Source organism: Bacillus sp. Xin1 (assembly GCF_013314535.1).
GTDB lineage: Bacteria > Bacillota > Bacilli > Bacillales > Bacillaceae_G > Bacillus_A.
The window spans coordinates 28,964-54,532 of record NZ_JABUAE010000032.1 but is presented as its reverse complement, the minus strand read 5'-3'; the positions used below and the strand labels follow the sequence as shown (position 1 = coordinate 54,532).

At 36.5% G+C, this 25,569-nt stretch carries 22 protein-coding genes and 4 pseudogenes; 19 read left to right on the top strand and 7 right to left on the bottom strand.

Annotation, left to right across the window (positions count from 1 at the left end; translation table 11 throughout):
- Nucleotides 1-311: 311 nt before the first annotated feature.
- Nucleotides 312-1,418: a metallophosphoesterase gene (locus tag HRG09_RS21655; protein WP_174102885.1), complete on the top strand. Its 1,107-nt coding sequence runs from the start codon at nt 312-314 to the stop codon at nt 1,416-1,418.
- A gap of 44 nt (nt 1,419-1,462) precedes the next feature.
- On the opposite strand, the pseudogene HRG09_RS29130 reads toward HRG09_RS21655, so the two are convergent.
- Nucleotides 1,463-1,558: pseudogene (locus tag HRG09_RS29130) on the bottom strand (anti sigma factor C-terminal domain-containing protein); the annotation flags it as partial.
- A pseudogene (locus HRG09_RS21650) lies at nt 1,548-1,859 on the bottom strand (RNA polymerase sigma factor); the annotation flags it as partial. The pseudogenes HRG09_RS21650 and HRG09_RS29130, both read right to left, overlap by 11 nt.
- Nucleotides 1,860-2,135: 276 nt before the next feature.
- Here HRG09_RS21650 and HRG09_RS21645 point away from each other — a divergent pair.
- From HRG09_RS21645 to HRG09_RS21625, 5 genes and pseudogenes are all read left to right on the top strand, one after another.
- The gene (locus HRG09_RS21645) at nt 2,136-3,044 is read left to right on the top strand and encodes an AraC family transcriptional regulator (RefSeq protein WP_174102883.1); all 909 of its coding nucleotides are present in this window, start codon (nt 2,136-2,138) and stop codon (nt 3,042-3,044) included.
- A gap of 139 nt (nt 3,045-3,183) precedes the next feature.
- A complete protein-coding gene (locus HRG09_RS21640; protein ID WP_174102882.1) occupies nt 3,184-3,960 on the top strand; it encodes an asparaginase in 777 nt (258 codons plus the stop codon).
- 98 nt (nt 3,961-4,058) lie between these two features.
- Nucleotides 4,059-5,729, top strand: a complete 1,671-nt coding sequence (locus tag HRG09_RS21635; RefSeq protein ID WP_174102881.1) for an IS200/IS605 family accessory protein TnpB-related protein — start codon at nt 4,059-4,061, stop codon at nt 5,727-5,729.
- Nucleotides 5,730-6,019: 290 nt separating this feature from the next.
- Nucleotides 6,020-6,298: pseudogene (locus tag HRG09_RS21630) on the top strand (asparaginase); the annotation flags it as partial.
- A gap of 380 nt (nt 6,299-6,678) precedes the next feature.
- A complete protein-coding gene (locus tag HRG09_RS21625) occupies nt 6,679-7,779 on the top strand; it encodes an acyltransferase family protein (protein ID WP_254610149.1) in 1,101 nt (366 codons plus the stop codon).
- A 71-nt stretch (nt 7,780-7,850) separates the two neighbouring features.
- On the opposite strand, the gene HRG09_RS21620 is transcribed toward HRG09_RS21625, so the two are convergent.
- Nucleotides 7,851-9,629, bottom strand: coding sequence for a sensor histidine kinase (locus tag HRG09_RS21620; protein WP_174102878.1), 1,779 nt, complete (start codon nt 9,627-9,629; stop codon nt 7,851-7,853).
- A gap of 9 nt (nt 9,630-9,638) precedes the next feature.
- Complete coding sequence (locus HRG09_RS21615; protein ID WP_174102877.1) at nt 9,639-10,340, bottom strand: response regulator transcription factor; 702 nt, start codon at nt 10,338-10,340, stop codon at nt 9,639-9,641.
- A 141-nt stretch (nt 10,341-10,481) separates the two neighbouring features.
- On the opposite strand from HRG09_RS21615, the gene HRG09_RS21610 reads away from it, so the two are divergent.
- The 3 genes from HRG09_RS21610 (at nt 10,482) to HRG09_RS21600 (ending at nt 12,172) form a co-directional block, all read left to right on the top strand.
- Entirely contained in the window at nt 10,482-11,309 is an 828-nt protein-coding gene (locus HRG09_RS21610) for a CPBP family intramembrane glutamic endopeptidase (protein WP_174102876.1), read from the top strand.
- A 364-nt stretch (nt 11,310-11,673) separates the two neighbouring features.
- Nucleotides 11,674-11,973 carry a hypothetical protein gene (locus HRG09_RS21605; RefSeq protein ID WP_174102875.1) on the top strand — a complete coding sequence of 100 codons (300 nt, stop codon included), beginning with the start codon at nt 11,674-11,676 and terminating at the stop codon, nt 11,971-11,973.
- A gap of 13 nt (nt 11,974-11,986) precedes the next feature.
- The gene (locus tag HRG09_RS21600; RefSeq protein ID WP_174102874.1) at nt 11,987-12,172 is read left to right on the top strand and encodes a hypothetical protein; all 186 of its coding nucleotides are present in this window, start codon (nt 11,987-11,989) and stop codon (nt 12,170-12,172) included.
- 176 nt (nt 12,173-12,348) lie between these two features.
- On the opposite strand, the gene HRG09_RS21595 is transcribed toward HRG09_RS21600, so the two are convergent.
- Nucleotides 12,349-12,933 (bottom strand): SCO family protein, encoded by a 585-nt coding sequence (locus HRG09_RS21595; protein WP_174102873.1) that lies wholly within the window; start codon nt 12,931-12,933, stop codon nt 12,349-12,351.
- Nucleotides 12,934-13,088: 155 nt separating this feature from the next.
- On the opposite strand from HRG09_RS21595, the gene HRG09_RS21590 reads away from it, so the two are divergent.
- The 7 genes from HRG09_RS21590 (at nt 13,089) to cspA (ending at nt 21,316) form a co-directional block, all read left to right on the top strand.
- Nucleotides 13,089-14,351, top strand: coding sequence for a M48 family metallopeptidase (locus HRG09_RS21590; protein ID WP_174102872.1), 1,263 nt, complete (start codon nt 13,089-13,091; stop codon nt 14,349-14,351).
- A 592-nt stretch (nt 14,352-14,943) separates the two neighbouring features.
- The gene (locus HRG09_RS21585; protein WP_375335771.1) at nt 14,944-15,870 is read left to right on the top strand and encodes a DMT family transporter; all 927 of its coding nucleotides are present in this window, start codon (nt 14,944-14,946) and stop codon (nt 15,868-15,870) included.
- Between the two features lie 206 nt (nt 15,871-16,076).
- On the top strand, nt 16,077-16,727 hold the full coding sequence (locus tag HRG09_RS21580) for an S-layer homology domain-containing protein (protein ID WP_174102871.1): 651 nt from the start codon (nt 16,077-16,079) through the stop codon (nt 16,725-16,727).
- A gap of 329 nt (nt 16,728-17,056) precedes the next feature.
- Nucleotides 17,057-17,716: an S-layer homology domain-containing protein gene (locus HRG09_RS21575; protein WP_174102870.1), complete on the top strand. Its 660-nt coding sequence runs from the start codon at nt 17,057-17,059 to the stop codon at nt 17,714-17,716.
- Between the two features lie 210 nt (nt 17,717-17,926).
- Entirely contained in the window at nt 17,927-19,516 is a 1,590-nt protein-coding gene (aceB, locus tag HRG09_RS21570; RefSeq protein WP_174102869.1) for a malate synthase A, read from the top strand.
- 21 nt (nt 19,517-19,537) lie between these two features.
- Nucleotides 19,538-20,815, top strand: coding sequence for an isocitrate lyase (gene aceA / locus HRG09_RS21565; protein WP_174102868.1), 1,278 nt, complete (start codon nt 19,538-19,540; stop codon nt 20,813-20,815).
- Between the two features lie 297 nt (nt 20,816-21,112).
- Nucleotides 21,113-21,316, top strand: a complete 204-nt coding sequence (cspA, locus tag HRG09_RS21560) for an RNA chaperone/antiterminator CspA (protein WP_033673878.1) — start codon at nt 21,113-21,115, stop codon at nt 21,314-21,316.
- Between the two features lie 81 nt (nt 21,317-21,397).
- On the opposite strand, the gene HRG09_RS21555 is transcribed toward cspA, so the two are convergent.
- Nucleotides 21,398-21,580 carry a hypothetical protein gene (locus HRG09_RS21555; RefSeq protein WP_174102867.1) on the bottom strand — a complete coding sequence of 61 codons (183 nt, stop codon included), beginning with the start codon at nt 21,578-21,580 and terminating at the stop codon, nt 21,398-21,400.
- Between the two features lie 226 nt (nt 21,581-21,806).
- Nucleotides 21,807-22,941, bottom strand: a pseudogene (locus HRG09_RS29560) (RNA-guided endonuclease InsQ/TnpB family protein).
- A gap of 503 nt (nt 22,942-23,444) precedes the next feature.
- Here HRG09_RS29560 and HRG09_RS21545 point away from each other — a divergent pair.
- From HRG09_RS21545 to lepB, 3 genes are all read left to right on the top strand, one after another.
- Nucleotides 23,445-24,032, top strand: a complete 588-nt coding sequence (locus tag HRG09_RS21545; RefSeq protein ID WP_174102866.1) for a competence protein ComK — start codon at nt 23,445-23,447, stop codon at nt 24,030-24,032.
- Nucleotides 24,033-24,259: 227 nt separating this feature from the next.
- Nucleotides 24,260-24,853, top strand: coding sequence for a TVP38/TMEM64 family protein (locus tag HRG09_RS21540; protein WP_174102865.1), 594 nt, complete (start codon nt 24,260-24,262; stop codon nt 24,851-24,853).
- Nucleotides 24,854-24,910: 57 nt separating this feature from the next.
- Nucleotides 24,911-25,483, top strand: a complete 573-nt coding sequence (lepB, locus tag HRG09_RS21535) for a signal peptidase I (protein ID WP_174102864.1) — start codon at nt 24,911-24,913, stop codon at nt 25,481-25,483.
- Nucleotides 25,484-25,569 lie beyond the last annotated feature (86 nt).

The following is a 25,569-nucleotide window of genomic DNA, read 5'->3' as shown; positions in this document are numbered from 1 at the left end:
AACCACATCACTATCAAGCTAACAAAATAAAATACCCCCTAAAATGAAAAAATACGATTTCTTTCTGTAAACTTATAGGAAAGGATGGCGTTTTTTTACACTTGGGGGTAAAGCAAATTCTTAAGTTAATGGACGTGTGGCGGTATCCCAAAACAAGAAAAGTACAATTGTATTTTTAAATATAGGGAAATAAAGAAACGCTAGACAAATTGTTTAGTGTTTTTTATTTGTTAAATCTTTGGCAGTACATATGATTTACAGTATGAAAAGATTACAGGTTATAATAAAAGAAATAGAAAAGGAGGCATATTGTGAAACTTCGTCGATATTTCAATATAGTTACTATTTTCGTTTTATATACATTACTGATGTTTTACATCGGATGGAACGGATGGGTTTGGCTTCAAGCGACTTTCGGCTGGGAATCGTGGGGGTATTACGCCGTGGTAGTTGGATTATTTTCATATGCGTATTTAATTGTTCAGGTATTCAAGTTTCTACCTTTTTTAAGGACAATTGGTTCCTATTGGTTTGCGGTGATACAATATGCCCTTATATTGTTACCACTCGCTGATATAGCAGTATTTCTTTTACAACTATTCACACCGATAGATACGGTGATTATGTGGACAGGGATTGTGACTCTTAGTATGTTCATTTTCATATTCGGTTACGGGACATTTAACGCGTATAGTCCGGTTGTTCGAAAATATGAAATTCATATACCGAAAGAAGCGAAAGGTCGTAAAACGCTTCGCATTGCGATGGCTTCTGATATGCATTTTGGTAAACTATCAGGCATTTCTCATTTGAAAAGATTAGTGCATCACGTAAATGAGATGAAGCCAGATATTATCTTGTTTCCGGGAGATATTATTGATGATCATCCAGGTGAATTTATTAAGAAAAACATGGGACAAGTGATGAAACAGATGCAGGCGCCTCTTGGTGTGTATGGGGTACTCGGAAATCATGAATATTACGGGAGAGCAATCCCAACATTTCTGCAAGAGATGGATAAGATAGATATCCATATCATGTTAGATGAAGTCATCAAAGTGGAAGATAGTTTTTATCTTGTTGGAAGAAGAGATAAAACAGAGCGAGATCGGAAAAGCTTTGAAGAACTTATGAGTATAGTAGATAAAGAGCTTCCCGTTATTGCGATGGATCATCAGCCGTTTGAACTAAAACAAGCAGCAGAATCTGGCGTTGATTTACTATTATCAGGCCATACACATCGCGGGCAAATGGCGCCGAATCATCTCATTACGAGAAGAATGTATGAACTAGACTGGGGATACTTGCAAAGGGAAACATTTCATGCAATTGTATCTTCCGGATTTGGCTTTTGGGGACCACCGCTACGACTTGGTAGCCGGTCTGAGGTTATTCAAATTGATGTTACTTTTAATTGATGTAATAAAAACAACCATTCCATTTCGAATGGTTGTTTTTATTTTTAGTGACGAGAGCCATGTGGACGGTCAAACCAATTCCAAAATTCAATATCTCCAAGTGTAGCGTCACGTACATGAGGGGAGTTTTGCAATTTCATATTTTGTAAGATAGGCGTTTTCTGTACTTGGAACATCGGGTAAGTGAAAATCTTTTAGTGTTGTTGTTTTATATTTTGTTTCTTTTCGCTTCCAATCAATGAAAGCATGGTAGGCGATTGTAAATAACCAAGGCCGAACTTCTTCACCCTTGTAATAATCAATATGGACGAGCATCCGATAAAAGGTTTCTTGCATTAAGTCTTCTGCTGAGTGGAAGTCTCCGGTTAGGGAGAGAAGATAGCAAAAGAGATCATGCATATGTTGTTTATAAATTTCTTCAAGTGTGTGCTTGTTTTTCACTTATCTCCCTCCCTTCACTTATAACAACGAATTTCATTTATAAAAGTTACAAATTTCTGTAAAATAAAGTGAAACTTTAATCAGTGGGGAGTTTCATCCCCCACTGATTATTAGCCCTCACGAATCGGGGTTTTACGGGCAGTTGATTCCCTCTAGCTTCTTTGTTTTTGCTGAATGGGGGTCTTACTGCCCGTTAATGCGGGATAAAAGCAAAAAACGTCAAGAAAACAATTGTCTTTTCTTCTATCATAATACATATAAGGCGGGTGAACAGAGATGGAAAGCTATGAAACACAAATTCAAAAAGCAATTGATTATATTGAAGAAGATGTAATAGAGAAACGAACATTAAGTGATTTGGCTCGTATTGCAGGTTTTTCAGAGTATCATTTTCATCGTGTATTCCAAGCGTTAGTAGGCGACACTGTCATGGAGTATGTTCGGAAGAGGAGGCTAGCCCGGGCAGCTTATCAGCTTTCTCATACGGAAGAAAAAATTCTTGATATCGCATTAGAACACGGCTTTCAATCTCATGAAACGTTCATTCGAGCCTTTAAAAAGTTGTTTCATATGACGCCAAGTAGCTACCGAAAGCAAGGAATTCAGACGCCAATGTATCATAAAGCAAATGTGAAGCAACGAAAGTTCAATCCATATTTAGGGGGAATACAAATGGAATTTCGTATTGAAAAGAAGCCAGCGTTTTATGTAGCAGGATATGAGATGAAAACAACTAGTAAAGAAGGAAAAAACCTTACAGATATTCCGTCATTTTGGGATCGTTATTTGAAGAATAATCTTGCGAGTAACATTCCAAATCGTAAACATACAGAACAATATGTAGAGCTTGGGATGTGCACAGATTTTCAGTTAGAAACAGGAGAGTTCACATATGTGATTGGAATGGAAGTAACAAGTTTTGATGGCGTACCAACTGAACTAGCGCATCGCACGTTCCCAGAAGCAACTTACGCTGTATTTACAACGCCTAAAGTACCGCATGAAGATATGGTGTCCTCTATTCAACAAACGTGGAATGCAATTTTCACAGAATGGTTCCCTCACTCAGGGTATGAGCATGCGGGAGTGACAGAGTTTGAATTATACGATGAACGCTGTCATGCGGATAAGAGTGAATTTGCGCAAGTTGAGATTTGGTTGCCGGTGCAGAAGAAACAACAATAAGAAGAGAAAAGAGTTTCCTAATCATGTAGGAAACTCTTTTTTGTTATTTCTTTCTGAATATTGACGATATTTATTTTTCATTGTTACGATAGCGATGTTGTTGTAGAAATTGCACAAGCACGAGAGAGGGGTGGGGGGAATGAATTACGAAATTTTAGTAGAAGAAACAAGGGCTAATTTACTAGAAAATATGCATGCAGGTGTAATATGCGGCGTGAATGAGAAGAAAGAAGTGAAATATCAGGTAGGCAATGCGAAACATAAGACATATTTCCGCTCTGCAGCGAAACCGATTCAGGCTTTGCCAGCTTTTCTTACGGGAATTGATAAAAAGTATGAACTTACGAAGGGAGAGGCAGCGTTACTTACAGCTTCTCATCGCGGAGAGAGTTACCATATTGAAGTGCTGGAGACGATGAAAACAAAGTTATCAATCAATGAAAATGAATTGTTTTGCCCGGCATCTTATCCATTGAATGCGAAGCCAAAAGAAGATATGCTATGGCAAAATGTAGAGAAAAGAAAGCTATATCATAATTGTTTTGGTAAGCATATGGGATTTATCGCTGTATGTCACGAGTTAGGATATCCGGTAGAAGGGTACTGGGAAAGAGAACATCCACTTCAACTTAAAATACTAGATATTCTATCGTATTTATCTGAGTGTTCACTTTCTGATATACATATTGGTGTAGATAGGTGTGGTGTTCCTGTGTTTGCTATTCCTTTACGCAATATGGCAATTACGTATTTAAAGTTAGCGTGTCCGCATTTAATTGGTGACGTTGCTTTAAGAAATGCGGTGGAGAGAATGACGAGTGTTATGAATCAAGAATATAAGATGGTCGCTTCTGCAAACTTTATCATTTTAACCGAGAAGACCCCCTCCTCTAAACGAAGTGAAGGTGGGGGATGAATCGGTTTTTTCTTTTTAAAGAAAACATCTCTCCTTTTCGGAATTAACGTTCGATTGGGTGTATAATAATCTTATCAAATAAATGGAGGTGAGAACAGGTGAAGAAAGCGTATTTTTCGAAACGGATCTACAAGATAGATGTACCGCGTGAAATGGTAGATGCATTGGCAGAGACAATCGAAACATTTAATCAGGCAAAACGCTTTGCGTTTCAAACGATTGTTCGTGAAAAACGTTGGAACCGTAAGTTGTATACAGACAGTCTTCATCTCGTTCTCAAGCGGAACTATCAATTGAATGATTATTATGCAAACAGTGCGGCGCAAGAAGCAAAGGCGTTGTTTACAGGTTTAATGGCGTTACAAAAACAATATGAGAAGCAAACGCAAGAGAAGCTTAAGAAGCTCAAGAAAAAGTTGAAACAAGAACGGACAAAACTAACAAATCTTCGCAAAATCAAACAAAGTTGTGTGAAAGGAACGCTGACGTTTTCGAAAAACACTCGCTTCGCAAAACACAACAACCTCATCTCCTTATCTCGTAAAAAAGACACCTTAATTTGGCTAAGTGAATATCTGTTTGAACACCAATACTTAGATGTTCAAATCAAAAGAATGCAGGCGAAAATCGGTCATCTCACTCACAGACAATCCCGTTTAACGCAAAAACTTTCATCCGATCAAACGAATATTCCAAGCGCAGTATTTGGAAGCAAAAAACTGTTTCGCTCGCAATTTACGATCTGCGAGTTTGTACGTAACCATGACAAATGGAAAACATTATTTTCTCGTGCTCGAAATAAACAACTGATACTATCTGGACGGAAAGATGCCAAACATGGCAATTTTGTATTTCAGTATGTGCCCGAGACAAAAGAATTATGGATGACGACAAGTTTCGGGAAAACACTTATGTTTCCAGCTGTTACGTTCCCATATGGACAAGAAATGATTGAAGAAGTAATCACAACCCAACTACAGTGCAAGAATAAGAAAAAGTATGGCAAACCGATCGCATGGTCTGTGGAAGACTATGGTTCCTATTATATTGTGAAATGTTTAGTCGATGTACCGGAAAATCCACACACGAATTACAGCACATCAGATGGTGTGATCGGTGTAGATTGTAATCTTGAGCATTTTGCTTGGGCACATGTAACGAAGGATGGAAATTATAAAGGAAGTGGTTCCCTTCGTTTTTCTATCATGGGTAAATCCACAGGACAAATCACAAAGATCATCGAAGCGGAAGCGATTCGCTTAGTGGACTTAGCGGAGCGGTATAACAAACCAATTGTACTAGAGAAACTAGATACGACCCAATCGAAAACAGGGAATCGATATGGGAATAAGCGAGCGAATCGGATGAAGAGTATGTTCGCGTATGAGAAGATGACCAGTGCAATTCTGAATCGTGCAAATAAAAAGGGCGTGGCTGTCTTTCAAGTGAATCCCGCGTACACTTCAATCTCCGGAAAGATGAAATATATGCGGAAATTCGGCATCTCTATTCATCAATCCGCAGCTTTTACGATTGGACGCCGTGGGTTAGGGTATAAAGAAAAAGTGCCCAAGGTATTGCAGTCTTATATTCCAAATAAAGAAGCACATCACTGGAGCCATTGGCATCAATTAAACAATCGATTAGATATTCGCACGCATCATTTCTATCAGCTATACGACGTAGATCAGCCGAAAGAAGTTTTACAAATCGAGCGATTAAACTTATTTGAAAATGAAAAGAAAAAACTAGCAAAACGATTTGCATGATAAAAAAAGAACACCTTGTCCCAGATTTTTACGCTTATTACCAGAGCAGATAATAAGTCTAGGAACTGGATGCATGACAAAGTGTTCTAGCCTCGATATAAGAAAAAGTAGCTGTACCTATTGTGTTTGCCTTTCGTCGGAAGATAGAATAGGTCGTCTTACATTCCATACAGACACTACCGAACTCTATATCGTTGTATCCTCTTTGTTGAACGAGAGGAACTGTTTTTGTGAGGACAGAGACAGGAGAACCCTCCACCTCAAGCTCTTGTAGAGGTAGGTGGGGGTAGTTCAATTGTTCTACTTTGTTGGAAGACTCCAATATTGTAGCAAAAGGCGGAGCGAAAGGTGTTTATTGCTTTGGTTTGAGGGAAGAGAAGCTTGGCTTTGCATTAAAAGTGCTAGATGGTTCGGAAGATGTATGGCCTAACATTGTTGCTTCTATTTTGGAACAAATTCAGTATACGAATAAAGAAACGATAGCTCGGCTTCGGGTACTTCGTCCAACGATTATGAAAAATGATGGGGGCATTGAAGTAGGGGCTGTTCGTGAAGTGTTCACTATTTAGTGCCTGTCAAGAATTGTAGCGTTAGATGATTTTATATCTGAATAATTAGAAAAACGTCATTCTTTTTGTAGAAATATGCAGAAAGTATGGCGTTTTTTTGAACAAATGTATTAATTATTAATAAACTAAAGTCACTTTCTCAAATCTGAAAACAAAATGTGTTACGGTATCATTAACTAAAATATGGACATGTGTGTTGAGAATTTTGATTGGATTAAAATTCTCAACAGCATTTTAAGCTTTTTTTAAGAAAAGGTGATTATTATAGAATGCGCATATCTAGTCTACCAATTCGGTAAGAGGAGTCATCTCATTATAATGGAATGATAGATACAGGCGTGAATCGTACAGATATGTAATTTATGTTGAAGGTGGAGTTTATGAAAAGCAAAGTTTCGGAAATTACAATATTAAGAAGTCTAGCATGTTTAAGCGTGGTTCTCATACACGCCATAACACGAAGTTCTGCAAATTTTGCATCTGATAATACAACGGATGTAATTGTATCGTATCTCCAATTACTACTTATGTACGGTACACCTATGTTTGTGTTTATATCTGAATTTGTCATCGTTTATAACTATAGAGATAAAATACCGAATCAATTCATTTTCAAAAGAGTAAAATTTATTTTATTGCCTTATATATGTATGGGTATTTTTTATGCGATTCAGTCAAATTATATGAATGGACTCGATGCAATTGTAGTACAATCTATAAGACATATTGTATTAGGGGAGTTTCATGGTTATTTTGTTTTGATTATATTTCAATTCTATTTCCTCCACATGATTTTTAATAAAGTGGAGAAGTTTCTTTCTCCTAAATTTGTTCTTGTTGCTGCGCTACTTATCAATGTAATCTATTTAGGCTTCTTTAATTTTGTTCCACCTTTTGATATTCCATATGCAAATGATATTTGGTATTACTACTCGTGGATGCCATTTCCAGGTTGGATCATTTACTTTTTTATTGGATATTATGCAGGTGCTCGTTATGAGGAGTTTAAGACATGGTTAAATAAAAATCAGAAATGGATTATTTCTTCATGGATCGTAACAGGAACCACAGTAATCCTTTTCCAATACTTTGAGATTTTAACTATGACGAGTTCTAAAAGAGTGGATGTTTTTTTATTTACAATATGTACAATACTAGTGCTTTTCCAGATTGCATCCCAAATAAAGCATGTACCTAAAGCTTTAATATTAATCAATAAGTATTCATTTGGAATTTATTTGCTACATCCATTTTTTCATCGGACGATATCTAATATGATATTAGAAAAGTTTCCACAGTTTAGTACTCTTTTTGGATCCATAAGTATTGATATGTTGGTTGGTATATTATGTCCAATTCCTGTGGTATATCTTTTAAATAAGACAAAAATAGGTCCATATATGATAGGGAAAGTAAGAGTGAATACAAAACCAAAGTTACAAAATCAAGAAGTGTACCGTACAAAGGCTTACGATATGTAATATGGATACGATAGCATGAAACAGATTAAAATATTAACAAGAAAGAGCAACTTTAATCAGCGAAAGCTTGATTAAAGTTGCTCTTTATATGAAGATGGTTTTTGGCAGTTAGGTGTGAAGGGAAATACCATTGTAATAGATGTCCCTTCCCCAAGTTCACTTTCAATAGAAATTGTACCGTTATGCGCCAAAACAAGTTGTTTTGTAATCGCTAAGCCAAGTCCTGTTCCGGCATTATTTTCTTCTGTATTTGTCCCACGATAGTATCGATCAAATAAAAGTTCTTTCGTTTGTTCATCCATCCCTTTTCCATTGTCAGAAATAGAAAGTGTGAAAGAGTGTTTATTCTGTCCAAGTTTTACAGTCACATTTGTTGTTTCGTTATTATGTTTTACTGCGTTTGCCAATAAGTTCTCGATGATGCGCTGGAACCATTTTTCTTCAATAGAATAATGAATGCTACTGGAGCTAGGAACAAATTCTATGTTTTGATTTTGAAGTGTTGGGTTGTTAATAAATTGTAATAAGACTTTTTGAACAAATTGATTAATCTCAACTTGCGAGTGCTGCGAAGGAATCGCATTATTTTTTAATTGGTACGTTAAGCTTAAATCATCAATGAGTGTGGTCATATATTGAGATTTGTCTCGTATCACGCGGCCGAATTCTTGAATGTCTTTATCTGTCCAGTTATAGTGATTTGACTCTAATAAAAGAGAGTAACCGTAAATGGAACTAAGCGGTGTTTTTAAATCATGTGTTAGTCCAGCGATCCATTCTTCTCGTGTTTGCTCAATCACTTTTCGGATAGACTCATTTTTTTTGAGAACAACTGTAAGGTGTTCCAGCGCATTTGTTACATCTTTAAATAGCCTAAATGACCATTTTTCTTTACCAGAGCGCCTGAAACGAACGGTCTTTCCTTTTTTATTGAGCGGTTCCTCATATGTTCCGCCAGCAATATTTTTGAGCCAGCGCATTGTATGTAATAATGGTTTGCCAAATTTTCTTCCATACCAAATAGAAAGAATAACTAAGTAGACGAAAGCAATTAAAATTGAAACACCAAACCCTATGGATATTTTTTTCATTAATATATCATCATTCATATCGGATGGAGAATAGTAATCATTTTTTACTGTTATCGTAAATAAGGTTTCATCTTCTGGGTTGTAAAAACTAGAAATTGTTTCTTTCACATTCCAAGGCTCTTTTTCCGAAAGCGCAGCTTGGATGGCTGAAAAGGATTTTCTTTTTAATTTTGGATAAGCAAAAATCTCTTCTCCTTTTGCGTTAAATATTTGTAGCGTAGCCCCTTCTTTCGTAAGCTGTTTCTGTTCCTTTTCTGTTAAAGCGAAGGAAGCTGCTAACAGTGAACTGTGTTCTTGTCTTAATTGTTGCAGTAACACATTGCTTTTTATATTTCCGCCATAAATCACAATTACTTTTTTTTCATCTACTTCAATGTTCCAATACGTCAATTTGTAAGGATTTTGTATTTGGTGCTGTAAATAGGCAACTAATGATGTTTTCGTATAAGAACCAGGAACATCCTCAGGGGTGTTGAAGTCATAAAGTACTTTTCCATTTTCGTCAACGATTTGAAGCCAATCATTTTTCTCCTCAACCATTTTTTCTATTTCAGAACTTAACGTAATCCGTTTATTTTCTGAAGAAACGGATTGGGAAATCGTAAAGTCATCAAACTCAGGAACGTTTGGTTCATAAAGGGTCGTATTCAAAAGATGACCTAAGTAGACGAAAGCGATGATAACTGCAATGAGTAAAGTAAACAAGACGAAAATATGTTGGATAATAAATTGGATAATGAGTCTTCTCCTTAAATTCATAGTCATCACCTAATTTGTAATGAACTTATATCCAAGCCCGCGCACTGTTTTTATATACTTCGGGTTACTTGGATCAAGTTCAATTTTTTCACGGAGCTTTCGAATATGGACCATAACGGTATTGTCATCACCATTATAAGCAGGGGCACCCCATACTTTTTCGTATATCTCTTCTTTTGAAAATACGTAATTTGGATGCTCACAGAAAAAGAGTAATAGTTGAAAGAGCTGAGCTGAGCATTCCACAATTTCTCCATCTACTTTTAATTCAGCAGCATGTTTATCTACTTGAAATCTCCCAAATGAAAGGGTATGTTCTTTTATTGGTTGTGGTGCTTGTTTCATATGTCTTCGAAGTTGTGCTTTCATACGAGCGACAACTTCAAGCGGATTGAATGGTTTTGTAATATAGTCGTCTGCCCCGTATAAGAAACCAGATACTTTATCTAAATCAGATGATTTAGCTGTTAGAAAGAAAATTGGACAGTCCGTTTTTTGACGGATGATTGGACAAATATCAAAACCAGATTGTCCTGGAAGCATGACGTCTAAAATCATTAAATCATAATGATTTTTCTCCACTAAGAGCAAAGCTTCTTCAGCGGAAGTAGCCGTTGTAATATGGGAAAAACCTTCTTTTTGTAGAATCGTAGTTAATAGTTGTAGAATTGCTGTTTCGTCATCAATAATTAAAATATTTGCATGATACAATCTGAATCGCCCCCTATTTTCATCGATTATCATAACATTTTCTTGTAAGTTATGGGATTTTTAAGGAAAATTTAAGGTTTTCTTAGCTTAAAAATAAGATTGGAATGATATGATAAATGTAACATAGGGGAGGAGATGGGGATGAATCCGTTTTATTCAATGCGAGCCAGATATTTTTTAATTGTATTTACACTACTTGTTTTGATTGAACGTATGGGTAAACAAGTACTAGGGAATACATTTCATATATCACTTTCTTTTTTTACAAGCATACTTGTACTATACGTATTTCCATCCGTTTGGTTATTCTATCAATGTAAGCGTCATCGTGTGCCGTTTACTGTATTTATGAATAGAAGAGAATCATTTAATTTTTTACAAGTTTTAATGATTACAGGAATGCTATGCCTTTTTAGTTATGGATACCTCGTACTATATATGTATAGCTTTGCATGGATTACACCAAATTTTATTATAGATATATTAAATGAACCTATTATAGGTAATGCGGGTGGATACATATCTCAATATATAATCATCGTTTTGGTAGCTCCCATTATATGTGAATTTGTATTTAGAGGGTTTTTATTTCAGCGTTTTGCAGCGAAATGGGGAACAGGGAAAGGGATGATCGTTGCAGCGATTCTCTTTGGTTGCTTCCATATTGATTTTCTCGGTGCTGTTGTGTTTAGTATTGTTCTAACAATTGTATACATGCGGACGAAAAGTTTACTTATGCCTATCACCATTCATATGTTAAATAACGCTACTGTACTTATTACATCTTTTATGGTCAGTAAAGAAGAAAAGATGAGCCTTGCAGATTTTTCTACTTATACGCCATTTTTAACAGGACTTATTATCTTTATCATTGGATTAAATTTCGTGCTTGTCTTTTTGTTTATGAATCGTCGTTATATGAGTAAAGAGGTGCCAGTAGTATACGCAAATAAAATAAGAGAATTATAGTTTAGATAACATAGAATGTATTGAATAACGAAAAATATAAACCCTTTCTTTTTAGGTGGGAGAGAGAATCCGTCTATGGATAGAAGCTTTACCCCACGCCGTGTGAAAACAAAGGGAGAAAACGAGTGCAGGTCACCTTTTGTTCTTATAGCAGCGATTTATCCCGCATTAACGGGCAGTAATACTCCCACCTCAAAATTCGGTGGGAGCAAAGAAGTTAGGTGGGAGATAAACTGCCCGTAACAGCCCGATTGGTTCAACTAATAATCAGTGGGGGATGAAGAAAACCCCCACTGATTAAAGTTTCACTTTATATGTTTGAAAATCTAATAAGATTTATATAGAAAGGAATGTATCTGATTCTATGAATGAAACGATGCGATCAAATAAACTGTTCTATTTGATTATGGTGAGTTTAATTGTTATTACGACAGTGAATGTAGGGATTCGCTGGAATGAAGCATACTTTTTTGTTTATTTAGCACTTCATATTCTAGGGCTGCTATGTATTGCGGGCGGAATTGTAGTTGAGAAAAGAAGTGAAGATGGAATTAATTATATATGTGTACTTGGTCTTATACTACTTCTAACTGTACAAGGAATTATGAAATATAGCTCCATTTCTTTTCAAGATCTTAATTTTTTTGTTAACATTTTTCAATAAAGGATGCTGAGTTGTGTTGGCGAAAAAACAAGTTGAATATATAGTTGTTTTACTTGGATTTATCCTAATTATTGTAGGCAAAGTGTATGTAAACAATTATGAATATGGGAAATATATAAGTGGTTTCGGCCTTGTTTGTTGGATCATGAGCGCGTTTCTGATTCCAACATACGAGCCGAGGAAACATATAGAGAAATAATAGAATGGATAGGATTTTAAATTCGTAGCATAATAAATAGAAAGAACCTCTTCTCATTACAGAAGAGGTTTTGCAGCGTGGTGGGGAACAAGATCCAGTAGACACTTGCTTTGTCGTTATTTGCTGAATGGTCGATATCCTTTGTTGAATCGCCTATAAAATTTCACTTACCTTTTTCATAATGCATCTTTAATTTTCTCAAGTACTTTTTTACTGTTAAACCCGCGTTCTCCCATACCAAAAACTTCAATTAAATGATCATTCTCATCGAGTAAATAGGAGTTTGAAGTATGAATATAAAGCCCGCTTCCAGGGTCGCGGTACTGAAAGTTAAATGTATTTGCTAGTTGTTTCGTTTCATCTACATCACCGCGAAGTAAGTGCCATCCTTTTGTTTTTTTCATTTCAAATGTGTCCGCATATGTAGTTAAGATTTCCTTTGTATCGAATTTTGGGTCAATGGTAATTGTAATGAACTCAACCTTTGTTCCAAACAGTTTTTCCTTCTCTAATTCGTCTCGTAAATGTTTCATTTTATAGGTCGTAACAGGGCAAATATCAGGGCATTTTGTGTATATAAATTCTACGAGTTTAAGTTTCTTGGGTAGTTGATCAAAAGATAGCGTTGTACCATTTACATCTTCCATAACAATCCCGCGTGGTATTTCAGCAGAAGCTTTACGATAATCTGTAAAATAGTAAATTCCAATTCCGATTACAATGATTAAAGCTAATGTAAAAGTAATATGAATTTTTTTCAAGTTCTATCCCTCCCAGTTTCATTTTATAAGAAAAATCCGAGGATTTTTTAAGAGGGATTGAAAATTGAATGACAATTCTGATTGTTAGCTTGTTCTATTTTGGGAAGAACGAACTTACAATAATAAGAGACAGGCAGCATAGAGGAGGAGATACCGTGAAAAAGGTTGTGAAATGGTCACTTTTTTTGTACGTTGGTTTTGCGTTATTTATATATTGGTATTTATTTGGATGGAATCATGAAATTATTCCAGATGCGTATAAAGGAACAAGTGCTGATCCACAAACGTTTATGAATGCGAAGGAACTTACATTAAGTCAGGATTACTCACGTGTGAAAAATTTACTCTTTTTTTTAACGACACCTTTAGAGTGGATTATTCTATTATTTGTGCTTGTTTTAGGCGTATCCAAACGCTTTGAAAAATGGTCAAAGGAAACAGCAAAGGTACGGATCATTCAAGTTGCTATTTATCTTTTTTATTTATCATTGCTGACGACTGCACTTGCGCTGCCACTACAATGGCTGAGTCATCAAATCTCAATTGATTACGGCATTTCAACACAATCAACAGCGAGCTGGATCAAAGATCATGTGATCAGTTTTTGGGTAAATTATATTACAATGTTACTCATCGTCTCTGTCCTTTTATGGTTAATTCATAAATTTCCGAAGCGATGGTGGTTAGCGGGCTGGGCGTTATCTGTGCCATTTACAATTTTTTTAACATTTGTACAGCCCGTTGTAATTGATCCGTTATACAATGACTTTTCTACATTACAAAATAAAGACTTAGAAGAGAAAATTTTAGCAATTGCTGACAGGGCACATATTCCAGCTGAACATGTATATGAAGTGAATATGTCTGAGAAAACGAATGCGCTAAATGCATATGTAACAGGTATTGGATCGAATTCTCGAATTGTATTATGGAATACAACGCTCCAGCAACTGAAAGATAAAGAGATTTTATTTATTATGGCTCATGAAATGGGACATTACGTCATGAAACATATATATTGGGGCGTGGCGAGTTATATTGTATTAACATTTATAGGGATGTATTTGATTTACCGTATTATAAACATGTGTGTACGGAAATGGGGAGACACATTACAAATTTCGAAAGTAGCATGTTTCTCCATTCTACCATTGTTTTTCTTGATTTCTTCCGTATTATCTTTTGCGGTGAGCCCGCTATCTAACTATGTATCTCGTATAGAAGAGCGAGCAGCTGATCAATATGCGCTAGATATGACGAAGGATGGAAAGTCTGGTGTGAAGACATTTCAATATTTATCAAAAACAGGATTAAGTCAAGTGAATCCGCCAGCGTTAGTGAAGTTTTTCTTATATACACACCCGCCGATTTTTGAGAGAATTCATGCGTTTGAGGAGTATGAGAAGCAGAAGAAATAAGGGGCAGCGAGTGAGCTGCTTCTTTATTTATCCCGCATTAACGGGCAGTAAGACCCCCACCTCAAGATTCAGAGAGAAACGAGGAAGGTAGGTGGGGGATCAACTGCCCGTAAAAGCCCGATTGGTGAGGGCTGAGAATCAGTGGGGGATGAAGAAAACCCCCACTGATTAAAGTTTCACTTTATGTGAATGCGAAATGGAAAGAAATAAGCCCCTTTCTTTTAGGGGTTAGAGAGAGCGTCCGTCCATGCGTAGAAGCGGTCAGGTCCTATTTTCTCCCCATGCCGTGTGAAAATAGAAAGAGACAATGAGTGTGGGATAGTTTTTGTTAAAATAGCCGTTATTTAGGTGCTAGAGAATTGAGATGGATTGATAGAAATATAAGTAGGGGAAATAAAACCTTTCTTTTTGGGGTGGGAGAGAGGATTCATCCATGCGTATAAATAATACTAAAATAACACCACAACGCAATATGTGTCGTGGTGTTATTTTGTTTTTCACATTTTATTTCACTTCGTGTAGAATTAAAGTTAAGAATATTGGGGAAATTAAAGTGTGAATGTTCGTTTCAGATTAATGGGGGGCGTTTATTTTGTTACAAAAAAGTACTACAAGTATGTTATTCCAAACAAAATCATTACCAGCTATAAAAATGATCGTATCGATGTCTATTTTCGGTTCAATCGGATTTTTTTCAGTGAAAACAAATTTACCATCATTTGAATTGGTGTTTGTTCGTTGTATTTGTGCCACGCTATTTTTAACGTTATGCTGGATCGCAACAGGTCAGTTTAAAGAAGAAAAGTGGAATCGAAAAGAAGTACTGCAAATATTAGCTTGCGGCGTTTTTCTTGTCTTTAACTGGGTGTTTTTATTTAAAGCTTTCGAAGTTATGTCAGTGACGATTGCGATTTCTGTATATCATCTCGCACCTATTATCGTATTAATGATTGGGAGTGTCGTGTTTAAAGAAAGATTAACAATGTTATCTATTATTTCGATTCTGATTTGCTTTGGTGGCACTGTGTTAGTCGCAGGTGTGGATGGGAGTGTCTCTATAGAGAAACTGATGTCTTCCGGGATGGTTTGGGCACTTCTTGCAGCGTTATTTTACGCATTTACGACGCTTTTGGGAAAAGGAATTAAACATACAAGCGCCTATGCCATGACATTTTTACAAACTTTTTTAGGGATATTTCTATTACTACCATTTGTAGACTTTGGAGAATTTCATGGCTTGACGCAAAGTAATTGGATTGCAATTACAGCGACAGGACTGATTCATACTGGTTTTGTTTATTATTTATTTTTTGATAGTTTACGAGATTTACCAACACGTTTAATTTCCATATTAGTCTTCTTAGATCCTGGAGTGGCTATTTTACTTGATACAGTATTTACAGGATTTCGTCCAACTACAATGCAGATAGTAGGGATTATCCTTATTTTTGTTGGTATGGCATTTACTTTTCGGAAACCGAAAGCAGGAAAAAAAGGAGCAAAGAGAGAAGCTTCCTAGTAAGAGATTTACATACAATTCGACTTTCTAATATAGATAGAGAGCGAATAGGCTCTCCTTTAATAGTGAAGTTCACAATAATAGATCTTAGAGATTGTTAGTTCTATTCATATGGTTTGGAAGTGCATCATATGTAATATAGGTAATCAGATTCAATCTATTATTTTTCTATTTTTAATTAAAATAGAATTGAAGGAGAGAGAGCCATGAAGAAGAAAATATTTCGTGCGATGGCTACAGTAGGGATTGTGAGTAGTATATTTGTAAGTACAAATGGAATTTCTGTAAAGGCAGAAGAGTATCCAGAGATGAAAGTATTTGAAGATGTTTCGCAAGGTCACTGGGCATTTGATGCGATTTACGATTTATCCTATCACAAAATTATTGAAGGATATGGAAATAAAAGGTTTGGTGTGGGGGATTCGGTGACACGTGAACAAGTAGCGGCCGTCATTTATCGTACGCTGAAAATAGAAAAGCAAGGTGCATTGAATAATCCATATAGAGATCTTCATGCAAATTCAACAATGTTTTTAGAAGAAATTTTGGCATTAACAGAGCGTGGAATCCTAAAAGGGGATGGAAGTGGTAACTTCAGGCCAAAAGCATCATTAACTCGTGCGGAAATGGCGCAAGTTCTTACGAGAGCATTTGAATTTGAGGTAAAGCAAAAGCATACGTTTCGTGATGTACCGAAAAATTTCTGGGGGGCAGATGCGATTAGTGTCTTGCAATCAAACAACGTTGTAGTCGGAGCGGGGAATGGGAAGTTTGAACCAGGAATGACTGTAACACGTGAACAATACGCACAGTTTTTATACAACGGAATTATTAATTATCATTTGAAAGAAGAATAAAGTGAAAAATAGAGTAGAAGAGAATTCTCTTCGTTACTATAAAAAAGCACAATGATAGAATCGTTGTGCTTTTTGTTTTTTTTAAAGAATAACAGGATTTTAAGTTGTATTTTATATTTATAACGGATATTTTGTTGGAAACTGCCTGTTTTGTTGGTTTTTCATCAAAATAATCATTTTACATTACATTTATTATCAATCTACTAAACAAAACATTAGGTGTAATATGATTCACAAAGTTGTCACTACTAATATAAAAAACTATATTGTTCCTGTTTTGTTAATTATTTATAGTGAAGTGGAAATACTTATGCATAGGGGGCAATTTTGTGAACAAGAAGTTTTTAAAAGTCGTAACATCATTAACAATTATGGGTGGCGTTTTGTTAAGTACAGATAGCGCTATTGTAAAGGCTGAAGAGAAGGTAATGCCAAAATCAGATCGAATCGTATTTCATGACGTTCCAGGGGGACACTGGGCATATGATGCGATTTATGATTTAGCAAATGAAGGGATTATTGCAGGATATGGAAATGGAATGTTTGGTATGGGAGATAATGTAACGCGTGAACAGGTGGCTGCATTAATTTATCGTACTTTTGGGATAGAACCACAAGATGAATATGAAAATCCATATGAAGACATCGATGAAAATTCAACAATGTTTCCAGAAGAAATTTTAGCTTTAACAGAGCTAGGAATTTTCCAAGGGGATGAAAATGGTAACTTTAGACCGAAAGCTACATTAACGCGTGCAGAGATGGCGCAAGTTATTATGCAAGCTTTTGAATTAGAAGTGAAAGCTCCACATAACTTTACTGATGTTCCAGCGGGCCATTGGGCGAATGATGCAATTAGCGCAGTACAATCAAATTACATTGCACAAGGGGTTGGAGAAAGGAATTTTGCCCCAAGTATGAAAGTAACGCGTGAACAATATGCGCAGTTTTTATACAATGCAATCATAAATGATCCTTCTGCAGAATAAGAAAAAGTGAATGTATAAAATAGGGCAGGTGTTATATAACACCTGCCTTTTTGTTGTATAAAAAGGTGACTGAATCAGTAGATGAAACCGATGTTTCATAAAAAATAAGTTAAATTTTCAAAAAACTCCTTCCTTTTCTGAAAATTTGTTATATAATATAAAACATAAAATCAAATCTGTTATAAAACAGTTTAAGAAGGAGATGCTAATATGTCGACGCAAACTTCACGGGTTACACTCGCCTTAGAAGTATTACCGGCGTATGGAGAAATTTTGACACCGGAAGCGCTCACTTTTTTAAAAGAGCTGCATGAGAATTTTAATACACGCCGTAAAAGCTTATTGCAAAAACGTGTGGAAAAGCAAAAAAGAATTGATGCAGGGGAGTTTCCAAGCTTTTTACCAGAAACAGCACATATACGTGCTGAAGATTGGACGATTGCCCCGCTTCCAAAAGATTTAGAAGATCGCCGGGTGGAGATTACAGGGCCAGTAGATCGAAAGATGGTGATTAATGCTTTAAATTCAGGTGCACATCTTTTTATGGCAGACTTTGAAGATTCGAACTCACCGACGTGGCACAATGCAATAGATGGCCAGATTAACTTAAGAGATGCGGTGAAGGGAACGATTTCATATAAGAATCCAAGCGGCAAGGAGTACCGTTTAGGTGAGAAAACTGCTGTACTTATTGTGCGTCCGCGCGGCTGGCATTTAGAAGAAAAACATATGCTAGTCGATGGAGAAAAGATGTCAGGGAGTCTCGTTGACTTTGGTTTGTACTTTTTCCATAACGCAAAAACATTATTAGAAAAAGGAAGCGGACCATATTTTTACTTACCGAAAATGGAGAGCTATTTAGAAGCAAGATTATGGAATGATGTTTTTGTTTTTGCACAGAAATACATTGGAATTCCGAACGGGACGATTAAAGCAACTGTATTATTAGAAACAATCCACGCTTCTTTTGAAATGGATGAAATTTTATATGAACTCCGTGATCACTCAGCCGGACTGAATTGTGGACGCTGGGATTATATTTTTAGTTTCTTAAAAAGTTTTCGTAATCATAATGAATTTTTGCTTCCAGACCGGGCGCAAGTTACGATGACAGCTCCGTTTATGCGCTCATATTCTTTAAAAGTAATTCAAACGTGCCATCGCCGGAATGCACCAGCAATTGGCGGAATGGCAGCGCAAATCCCGATTAAAAATAATCCGGAAGCAAATGAGGCTGCTTTTGAAAAAGTTCGTATGGATAAAGAACGCGAGGCTTTAGACGGGCATGATGGGACTTGGGTTGCCCATCCGGGACTTGTACCGGTTGCGATGGAAGTGTTCGATCACATTATGAAAACACCGAATCAAATTTTTAGAAAACGTGAAGAGGTTTATGTAACAGAAAAGGACTTGTTAGAAGTACCGATGGGAACGATTACAGAAGAAGGACTTCGTATGAATATTAGCGTTGGCATTCAATATATTGCATCGTGGTTAAGCGGCCGCGGGGCAGCACCGATTTACAATTTGATGGAAGATGCAGCAACGGCAGAAATTTCACGGGCGCAAGTGTGGCAATGGATTCGGCATGAGGGCGGGAAGCTGAATGACGGCCGTAACATTACCTTTGCTTTAGTAGAAGAGTTTAAGGCGGAAGAGCTGGCGAAAATAGAACAAGAGATTGGTAAGGAAGCGTTTGAGAAAGGTAGATTTGTAGAAGCAACAAAGCTCTTTACTAATTTAGTACAGAATGATGAATTTGAAACATTTTTAACATTACCGGGTTACGAAATTTTATAAAGTGAAAAGGGGATGGAAGAGATGACAAACGAAAGAATACAAAAGTTACAAGAAAACTGGGAGCTAGATGAGCGTTGGAAAGGGGTAACGCGTCCTTATTCTGCTGAGGATGTCATTCGTCTTCGTGGATCGATTGATATTGAGCATACATTAGCACGTAAGGGAGCAGAGAAACTTTGGCAATCGCTTCATACAGAAGACTATATTAATGCGCTTGGCGCGTTAACCGGAAACCAAGCAATGCAGCAAGTAAAGGCAGGATTAAAAGCAATTTATTTAAGTGGTTGGCAAGTGGCAGCGGATGCCAATCTATCCGGGCACATGTATCCAGACCAAAGTTTATATCCAGCGAACAGTGTACCAGCTGTTGTAAAACGTATTAACCAAACGCTGCAACGTGCGGATCAAATTCAGCATATGGAAGGCAGCGATGATACAGATTATTTCGTTCCAATTGTTGCGGATGCTGAAGCTGGATTTGGCGGTCAGCTAAATGTATTTGAATTAATGAAAGGGATGATTGAAGCAGGTGCATCAGGGGTGCACTTTGAAGATCAATTATCTTCAGAGAAAAAATGCGGACATTTAGGCGGAAAAGTATTGCTACCAACGCAAACAGCAGTACGTAATTTAATTTCTGCGCGCTTAGCTGCGGATGTAATGGGGACTCCAACAATTATTGTAGCGAGAACAGATGCGGATGCAGCTGATTTAATTACGAGTGATATTGATCCGGTTGATCAAGAATTTATTACAGGAGAGAGAACGCCAGAAGGTTTTTACCGGACAAATGCAGGGCTTGATCAAGCGATTGCGCGCGGTTTAGCATATGCGCCATATGCAGACCTTGTTTGGTGTGAAACATCTGAACCGAATTTAGAAGATGCGAAGCGTTTCGCGGAAGCAATTCATGAGAAATATCCAGGTAAATTATTAGCGTATAACTGTTCACCATCTTTTAACTGGAAACAAAAACTAGATGAAAAAACAATTGCAACCTTCCAAAAAGAAATTGCTTCATACGGATATAAATTCCAGTTCGTAACACTAGCAGGATTCCATTCCTTAAACTACGGCATGTTTGAACTTGCACGTGGCTATAAAGAGCGCGGAATGGCAGCATATTCTGAACTGCAACAAGCAGAATTTGCAGCAGAGGAGTATGGCTATTCTGCAACGCGTCATCAACGCGAAGTTGGAACGGGTTACTTTGATGAAGTAGCACAAGTGATTACAGGCGGAACATCTTCTACAACGGCATTGAAAGGATCTACGGAAGAGGCACAGTTTAGGAAATAAGTGAGGGGGCAGGTGTCCTTTAAGGGCACCTGTTGTTTTTTATATAGGAAATCAATTAATAGTTTTGTAAAAATTTAGAAATAAATATTTTCAAAAAATATTGTACATTCTATTTTAAGTATGCTATAATTATCTCAGTTGAATAACTAAATCAAGCAATCCATATATTATCAAGTGCTGAAAACGAACGAGAAAAAGTATGTGAGAACTGTTTTATGTTTCGTATTTGATAATGTGTGGATTCTTTTTTTACGTATGAAGACTAAAAAATATGTATTTTCTTAGGAGGAAATAATTATGGCAGTAACAGGACAAGTAAAATGGTTTAACAACGAAAAAGGCTTCGGTTTCATCGAAGTTCCAGGCGGAAACGACGTATTCGTACACTTCTCTGCAATCGAAACTGAAGGTTTCAAATCTTTAGAAGAAGGTCAAAAAGTTAGCTTCGAAATCGAAGATGGCAACCGTGGACCTCAAGCTAAAAACGTTATCAAACTATAATCTTATAGTACGTAATGAAAAAGGATGGCTTATGCCATCCTTTTTCATTATTAATTTATAAACTATATAAACATAGATGAACTATTCTTTCACCCTGCTCTTTTTCCCCTTCTTACTACACTTAGGACATTTCGTTTTACGAAATGGCTTCGCAAAGAATAATAAAAGACAAAATAAACCGATAATAATACTAGCCGAATTTTTTACGATAACGATACTGCTATTTTCCATCTTAATCATTGGCTGATCATGTTTTTCTTCCATAATGGACCTCCGTCTATCGAATTTCTCCTTAATTATAGCAAAGAAGTGAGGTTGGGAATGAAGAAAACATTCATTTAGTGAATGACCCCTCCTTAACACTCTTACGAGTTGTTTGAAGAAGGGGCTTCCCGTTTCCTAGAGCGTTGCTATTTGGGAATCCAAGTAGTCTTACATACTCTCCACAGGCGTCTTTTATACTGTTTGGACACAACCTTGCCCTACAGTTTCAATCCTCAGTCGTTCTTACAAATAATTGCTCTAACCCTTTTTGCAAAATGTTTCGGCTCGCATTATGATCCCTGTCTAATACCGTTCCACACTTTGTGCAAATATGTGTCCGAATCGATAGTGATTTCTTCACACGATGCCCACAGCTCGAACAATCTTGTGATGTATATGCTGGGTCTACTTTCACAAGTAAGCCTCCAAATTTTTCACACTTATACATCAACAGCTTACGAAAAATCCCCCACCCCGCATCGGAAATTGACTTTGACACGTTTCGGTTCCGAACCATATTTCGGATATCAAGATTTTCTATACAAATCACCGAATACATTTGCGTGAGATGATAACTTAATTTGTGTAAAAAATCTTTTCTTTGATTCGCCACCTTTTCGTGAAGATTCCGGATCCTTTCTACTTGTTTTCTATAGTTAGCAGAGCCTTTATTTTTCTTCGAAAGGTTACGTTGTGCTTTTTTCAATTGTTTTTCTTTTTGCAAAAGAAATCTTGGATTTTCAAATACCGTTTCATTTAGAAAGAACAGCGTATGCATGGAGTCCTACATCTATACCAACTGCATTTTCTCTATCGATAGAAGGAGATACAGCTTGTCTTTCGACACTAAAAATAGCGTACCATCTCTTAGCTTGGCGTTTCAGAATCAATTGTTTGATCGTTCCTTCTATTGGTCGATGAAGATGAATCTCTATTTCTCCTAATCCCTTGTTATATAATTTTCCGTTCTCTGCAAACGACATCGCTAAACGATGTTTCCTATTCGGTTTGAATCCAAACTGAGGGAAAGTGAGACTATTATAGTCTTTATACTTTTTCAATTTTGGATAGTTAGCATCTCCACGAAAAAAGCCATCATAGGCCTTTTTGAGTCGTAAAAATACTTCTTGCAAGGGCTGTGATGGCACTTCTTTGAGAAAAGGATACTTCTTCTTGTCTATCGTTTGTTGCTTTTGCATGTCAGAACGTGTATACAATTCTTTGTTTTCCTTATATTTTCTTTGTTTATCTAAAAGAGCAGAATTATAAGTTTGACGACAATATTGTAGCCAACGGTCTAACGTTTCTTTTTGTTCTTTCGTTGGAAAAATTTCATATTTTTGGCTTAGCAACATTGTCATAACCCTCCTCCTTTTTCGTTATAGTGTTCAGATTACCAAAACTAGAATGTACGTTCTCGTTTCTATTACTAGTATACATGAAGTTACATAAAAAGGAAATAGAAACTTCGTGCTGTGCACGACCAACATTCATCCTCTCCCTACCACTGGACTATGTCCTGCACGTGCTTGAGGAAGAGGACTTCTGTTGGAGTACCGTTAAAGTTTCACTTTATAAATCATAGTTTTTTAGTAGCTGTTTTTATTATCACTTATAATAATATGTTACAAATATTTCAAAAAGGGAAGATTGTATTTTTCTAGAGAAGTTCATCTTTTTAAGTTAAGAGAATAAGTGGATTTTATGCAGATATTTATATGAAGAAATATAATGAAATTTTAAAGTTTTATAAGAAAATGTAAAATATTTGAAAAAAAGAACAATTTTATTTTTAGAGTGGTACAATTATCCATGCAGCTGCTGTTATGAATGGTAAGAAAAATAATGAAGGAGAGAGTGTAGGATGGGTGAACAAGCAGAACGCTATGTCGAAAATTATGTCGTAAACAAGAAAACTATGGCCTTACTTCCAGTTATTTTAGGGGAAAAACGCATTGTAACGCGAGTAGTTGAAGTAGAAGACAGTTTTTTCATGTTTCAAAAGCCTCTTGAGATTGTGGAACGAAGTTGTCGCAAACACGGATCTAGTTTCTTAGGTAGAAAAGACGGTACAAAAGAATTGACACGTATTACACATAAGGCACCCATTGCAATTAGCCCGACAGATCAGCTTTACTTTTTTCCTACGTATTCTTATTCTAGAAAGGAATGTGCATGGTTGTCGCACTTCCATATTGCAAACAATAAAGAACTAGCAGATGGTAATTTAATTATTCGCTTCATTAATGGTCTCGCAGTGAAATTAGAAATATCAAAAAGCAGTTTTGAGAATCAGCAAAACCGTACCGCAAAGCTGCGGACAGAGTATGAGGATCGCAAAAATAAACAAGGAAAACCTCAGTTTAAACAGGTCGATAAAGAAGATGAATCTACACTAAAGCCTGCTTATGAAAAAGCGTATCTTGTGAAAGAAGAGGACATAAAGGAATAATGACTGATAGGCAGAGAGGATGGGACAACCATCCTTTTTTTTATTTCTCAACATGTAAAATCGTGTCAAATATTGATAGATTATCATACAATAATAATAAAGGATTTCTACATAAAAGTATGGAAAATAAATAAATACATCTCCATATGTCGTATCTACCATTTCCTCTTTCTGACAAGCAATGATAAAGTATAGGGATAGGATATTATAAAGGGGCAAATTGTAGAATGGATTTTCAAACAATCAAAGAGTATTTTTCAGAAGAAAATATGGAGCAAATTGTAGCGAGTTATCGGGCATTTGGGCCGCTCCTTGGTATTGGTTTGCCGATGGTGGAGGCGATTATTCCAGCGCTGCCACTTATTTTGTTTGTGATGGCGAATGCAGTTGCTTTCGGGTTATGGCTTGGATTTTTGTATTCGTGGCTTGGGTCGGTTCTTGGTGCATTATTTGTATTTTCGGTTATTCGCCGTTTTGGACGAGGTCGGTTCTTCTCGTTTGTGAATAAACATCCGAAAGTGCGCAAAGCGATGGGATGGATTGAACGGAAAGGGTTCGCACCTATTTTTATCTTATTTTGTTTTCCTTTTACGCCGTCTGCACTTATTAATGTTGTGGCTGGTTTATCACGTATTAGCAGACGACAATTTGTGTTAGCACTAGCGCTTGGAAAGTTAGTCATGATTTTTATTTTAAGTTATATTGGGCATGATTTAACTTCTTTTATTTATAAGCCGGTGAAAACAGTTATTGTGATAGGTGTTATTTTTATTTTATGGTATGTCGGTAAGAAGATTGAAGTAAAGCTAGAACTACATTAAGATTAGTCTTCACTGTAAGTAAGGCTCCATTATAGAAAAGGGTGAGGGGAGAGGCAGATGAAGCGAGCTTTGAAAAAAGAAGGCCTAGAATGGATGAGGACAATCCTTATAGGCGTGCTATTAGCTGTTTTTTTTCGAACGTTTTTCTTCTCAACGTATGTTGTAGAGGGGAAGTCAATGATGCCGACACTTCAAGATGGAAATATGCTTGTGGTAAATAAGGTTAGCTATCAAGTCGGGGAGTTGAACCGATTTGATGTTGTCGTGTTTCATGCAAATAAGAAAGAGGATTACGTAAAGAGGATTATCGGTTTACCTGGTGATCATATTGAATATAAGCATGATAAGTTGTATATAAACGGCCAATTTGTGGATGAGCCTTATTTGGAGACCTATAAGGGGCAAGCGGAAGGACGGCAGTTGACAGGAGACTTTACGTTAGAGGAATTAACGAGAGAAAAGACTGTTCCAAAGGGGTCTATTTTTGTAATTGGTGATAATCGTCTCGGCAGCTGGGATAGCAGACACTTTGGATTTGTGAAAGCAGATACTGTTGTTGGGAAAGTGGATTTACGTTATTGGCCAATTAATGAAGTACAGACGAACTTTTCAAAGGGGAATCATAATTAAAATTTTATCGGAGATTCAACAAAGGATATCGACTATTCGGCAAATAACGACCAAAAGCAGGAGCCTGCTAGCTCCTGCTTTTTTGT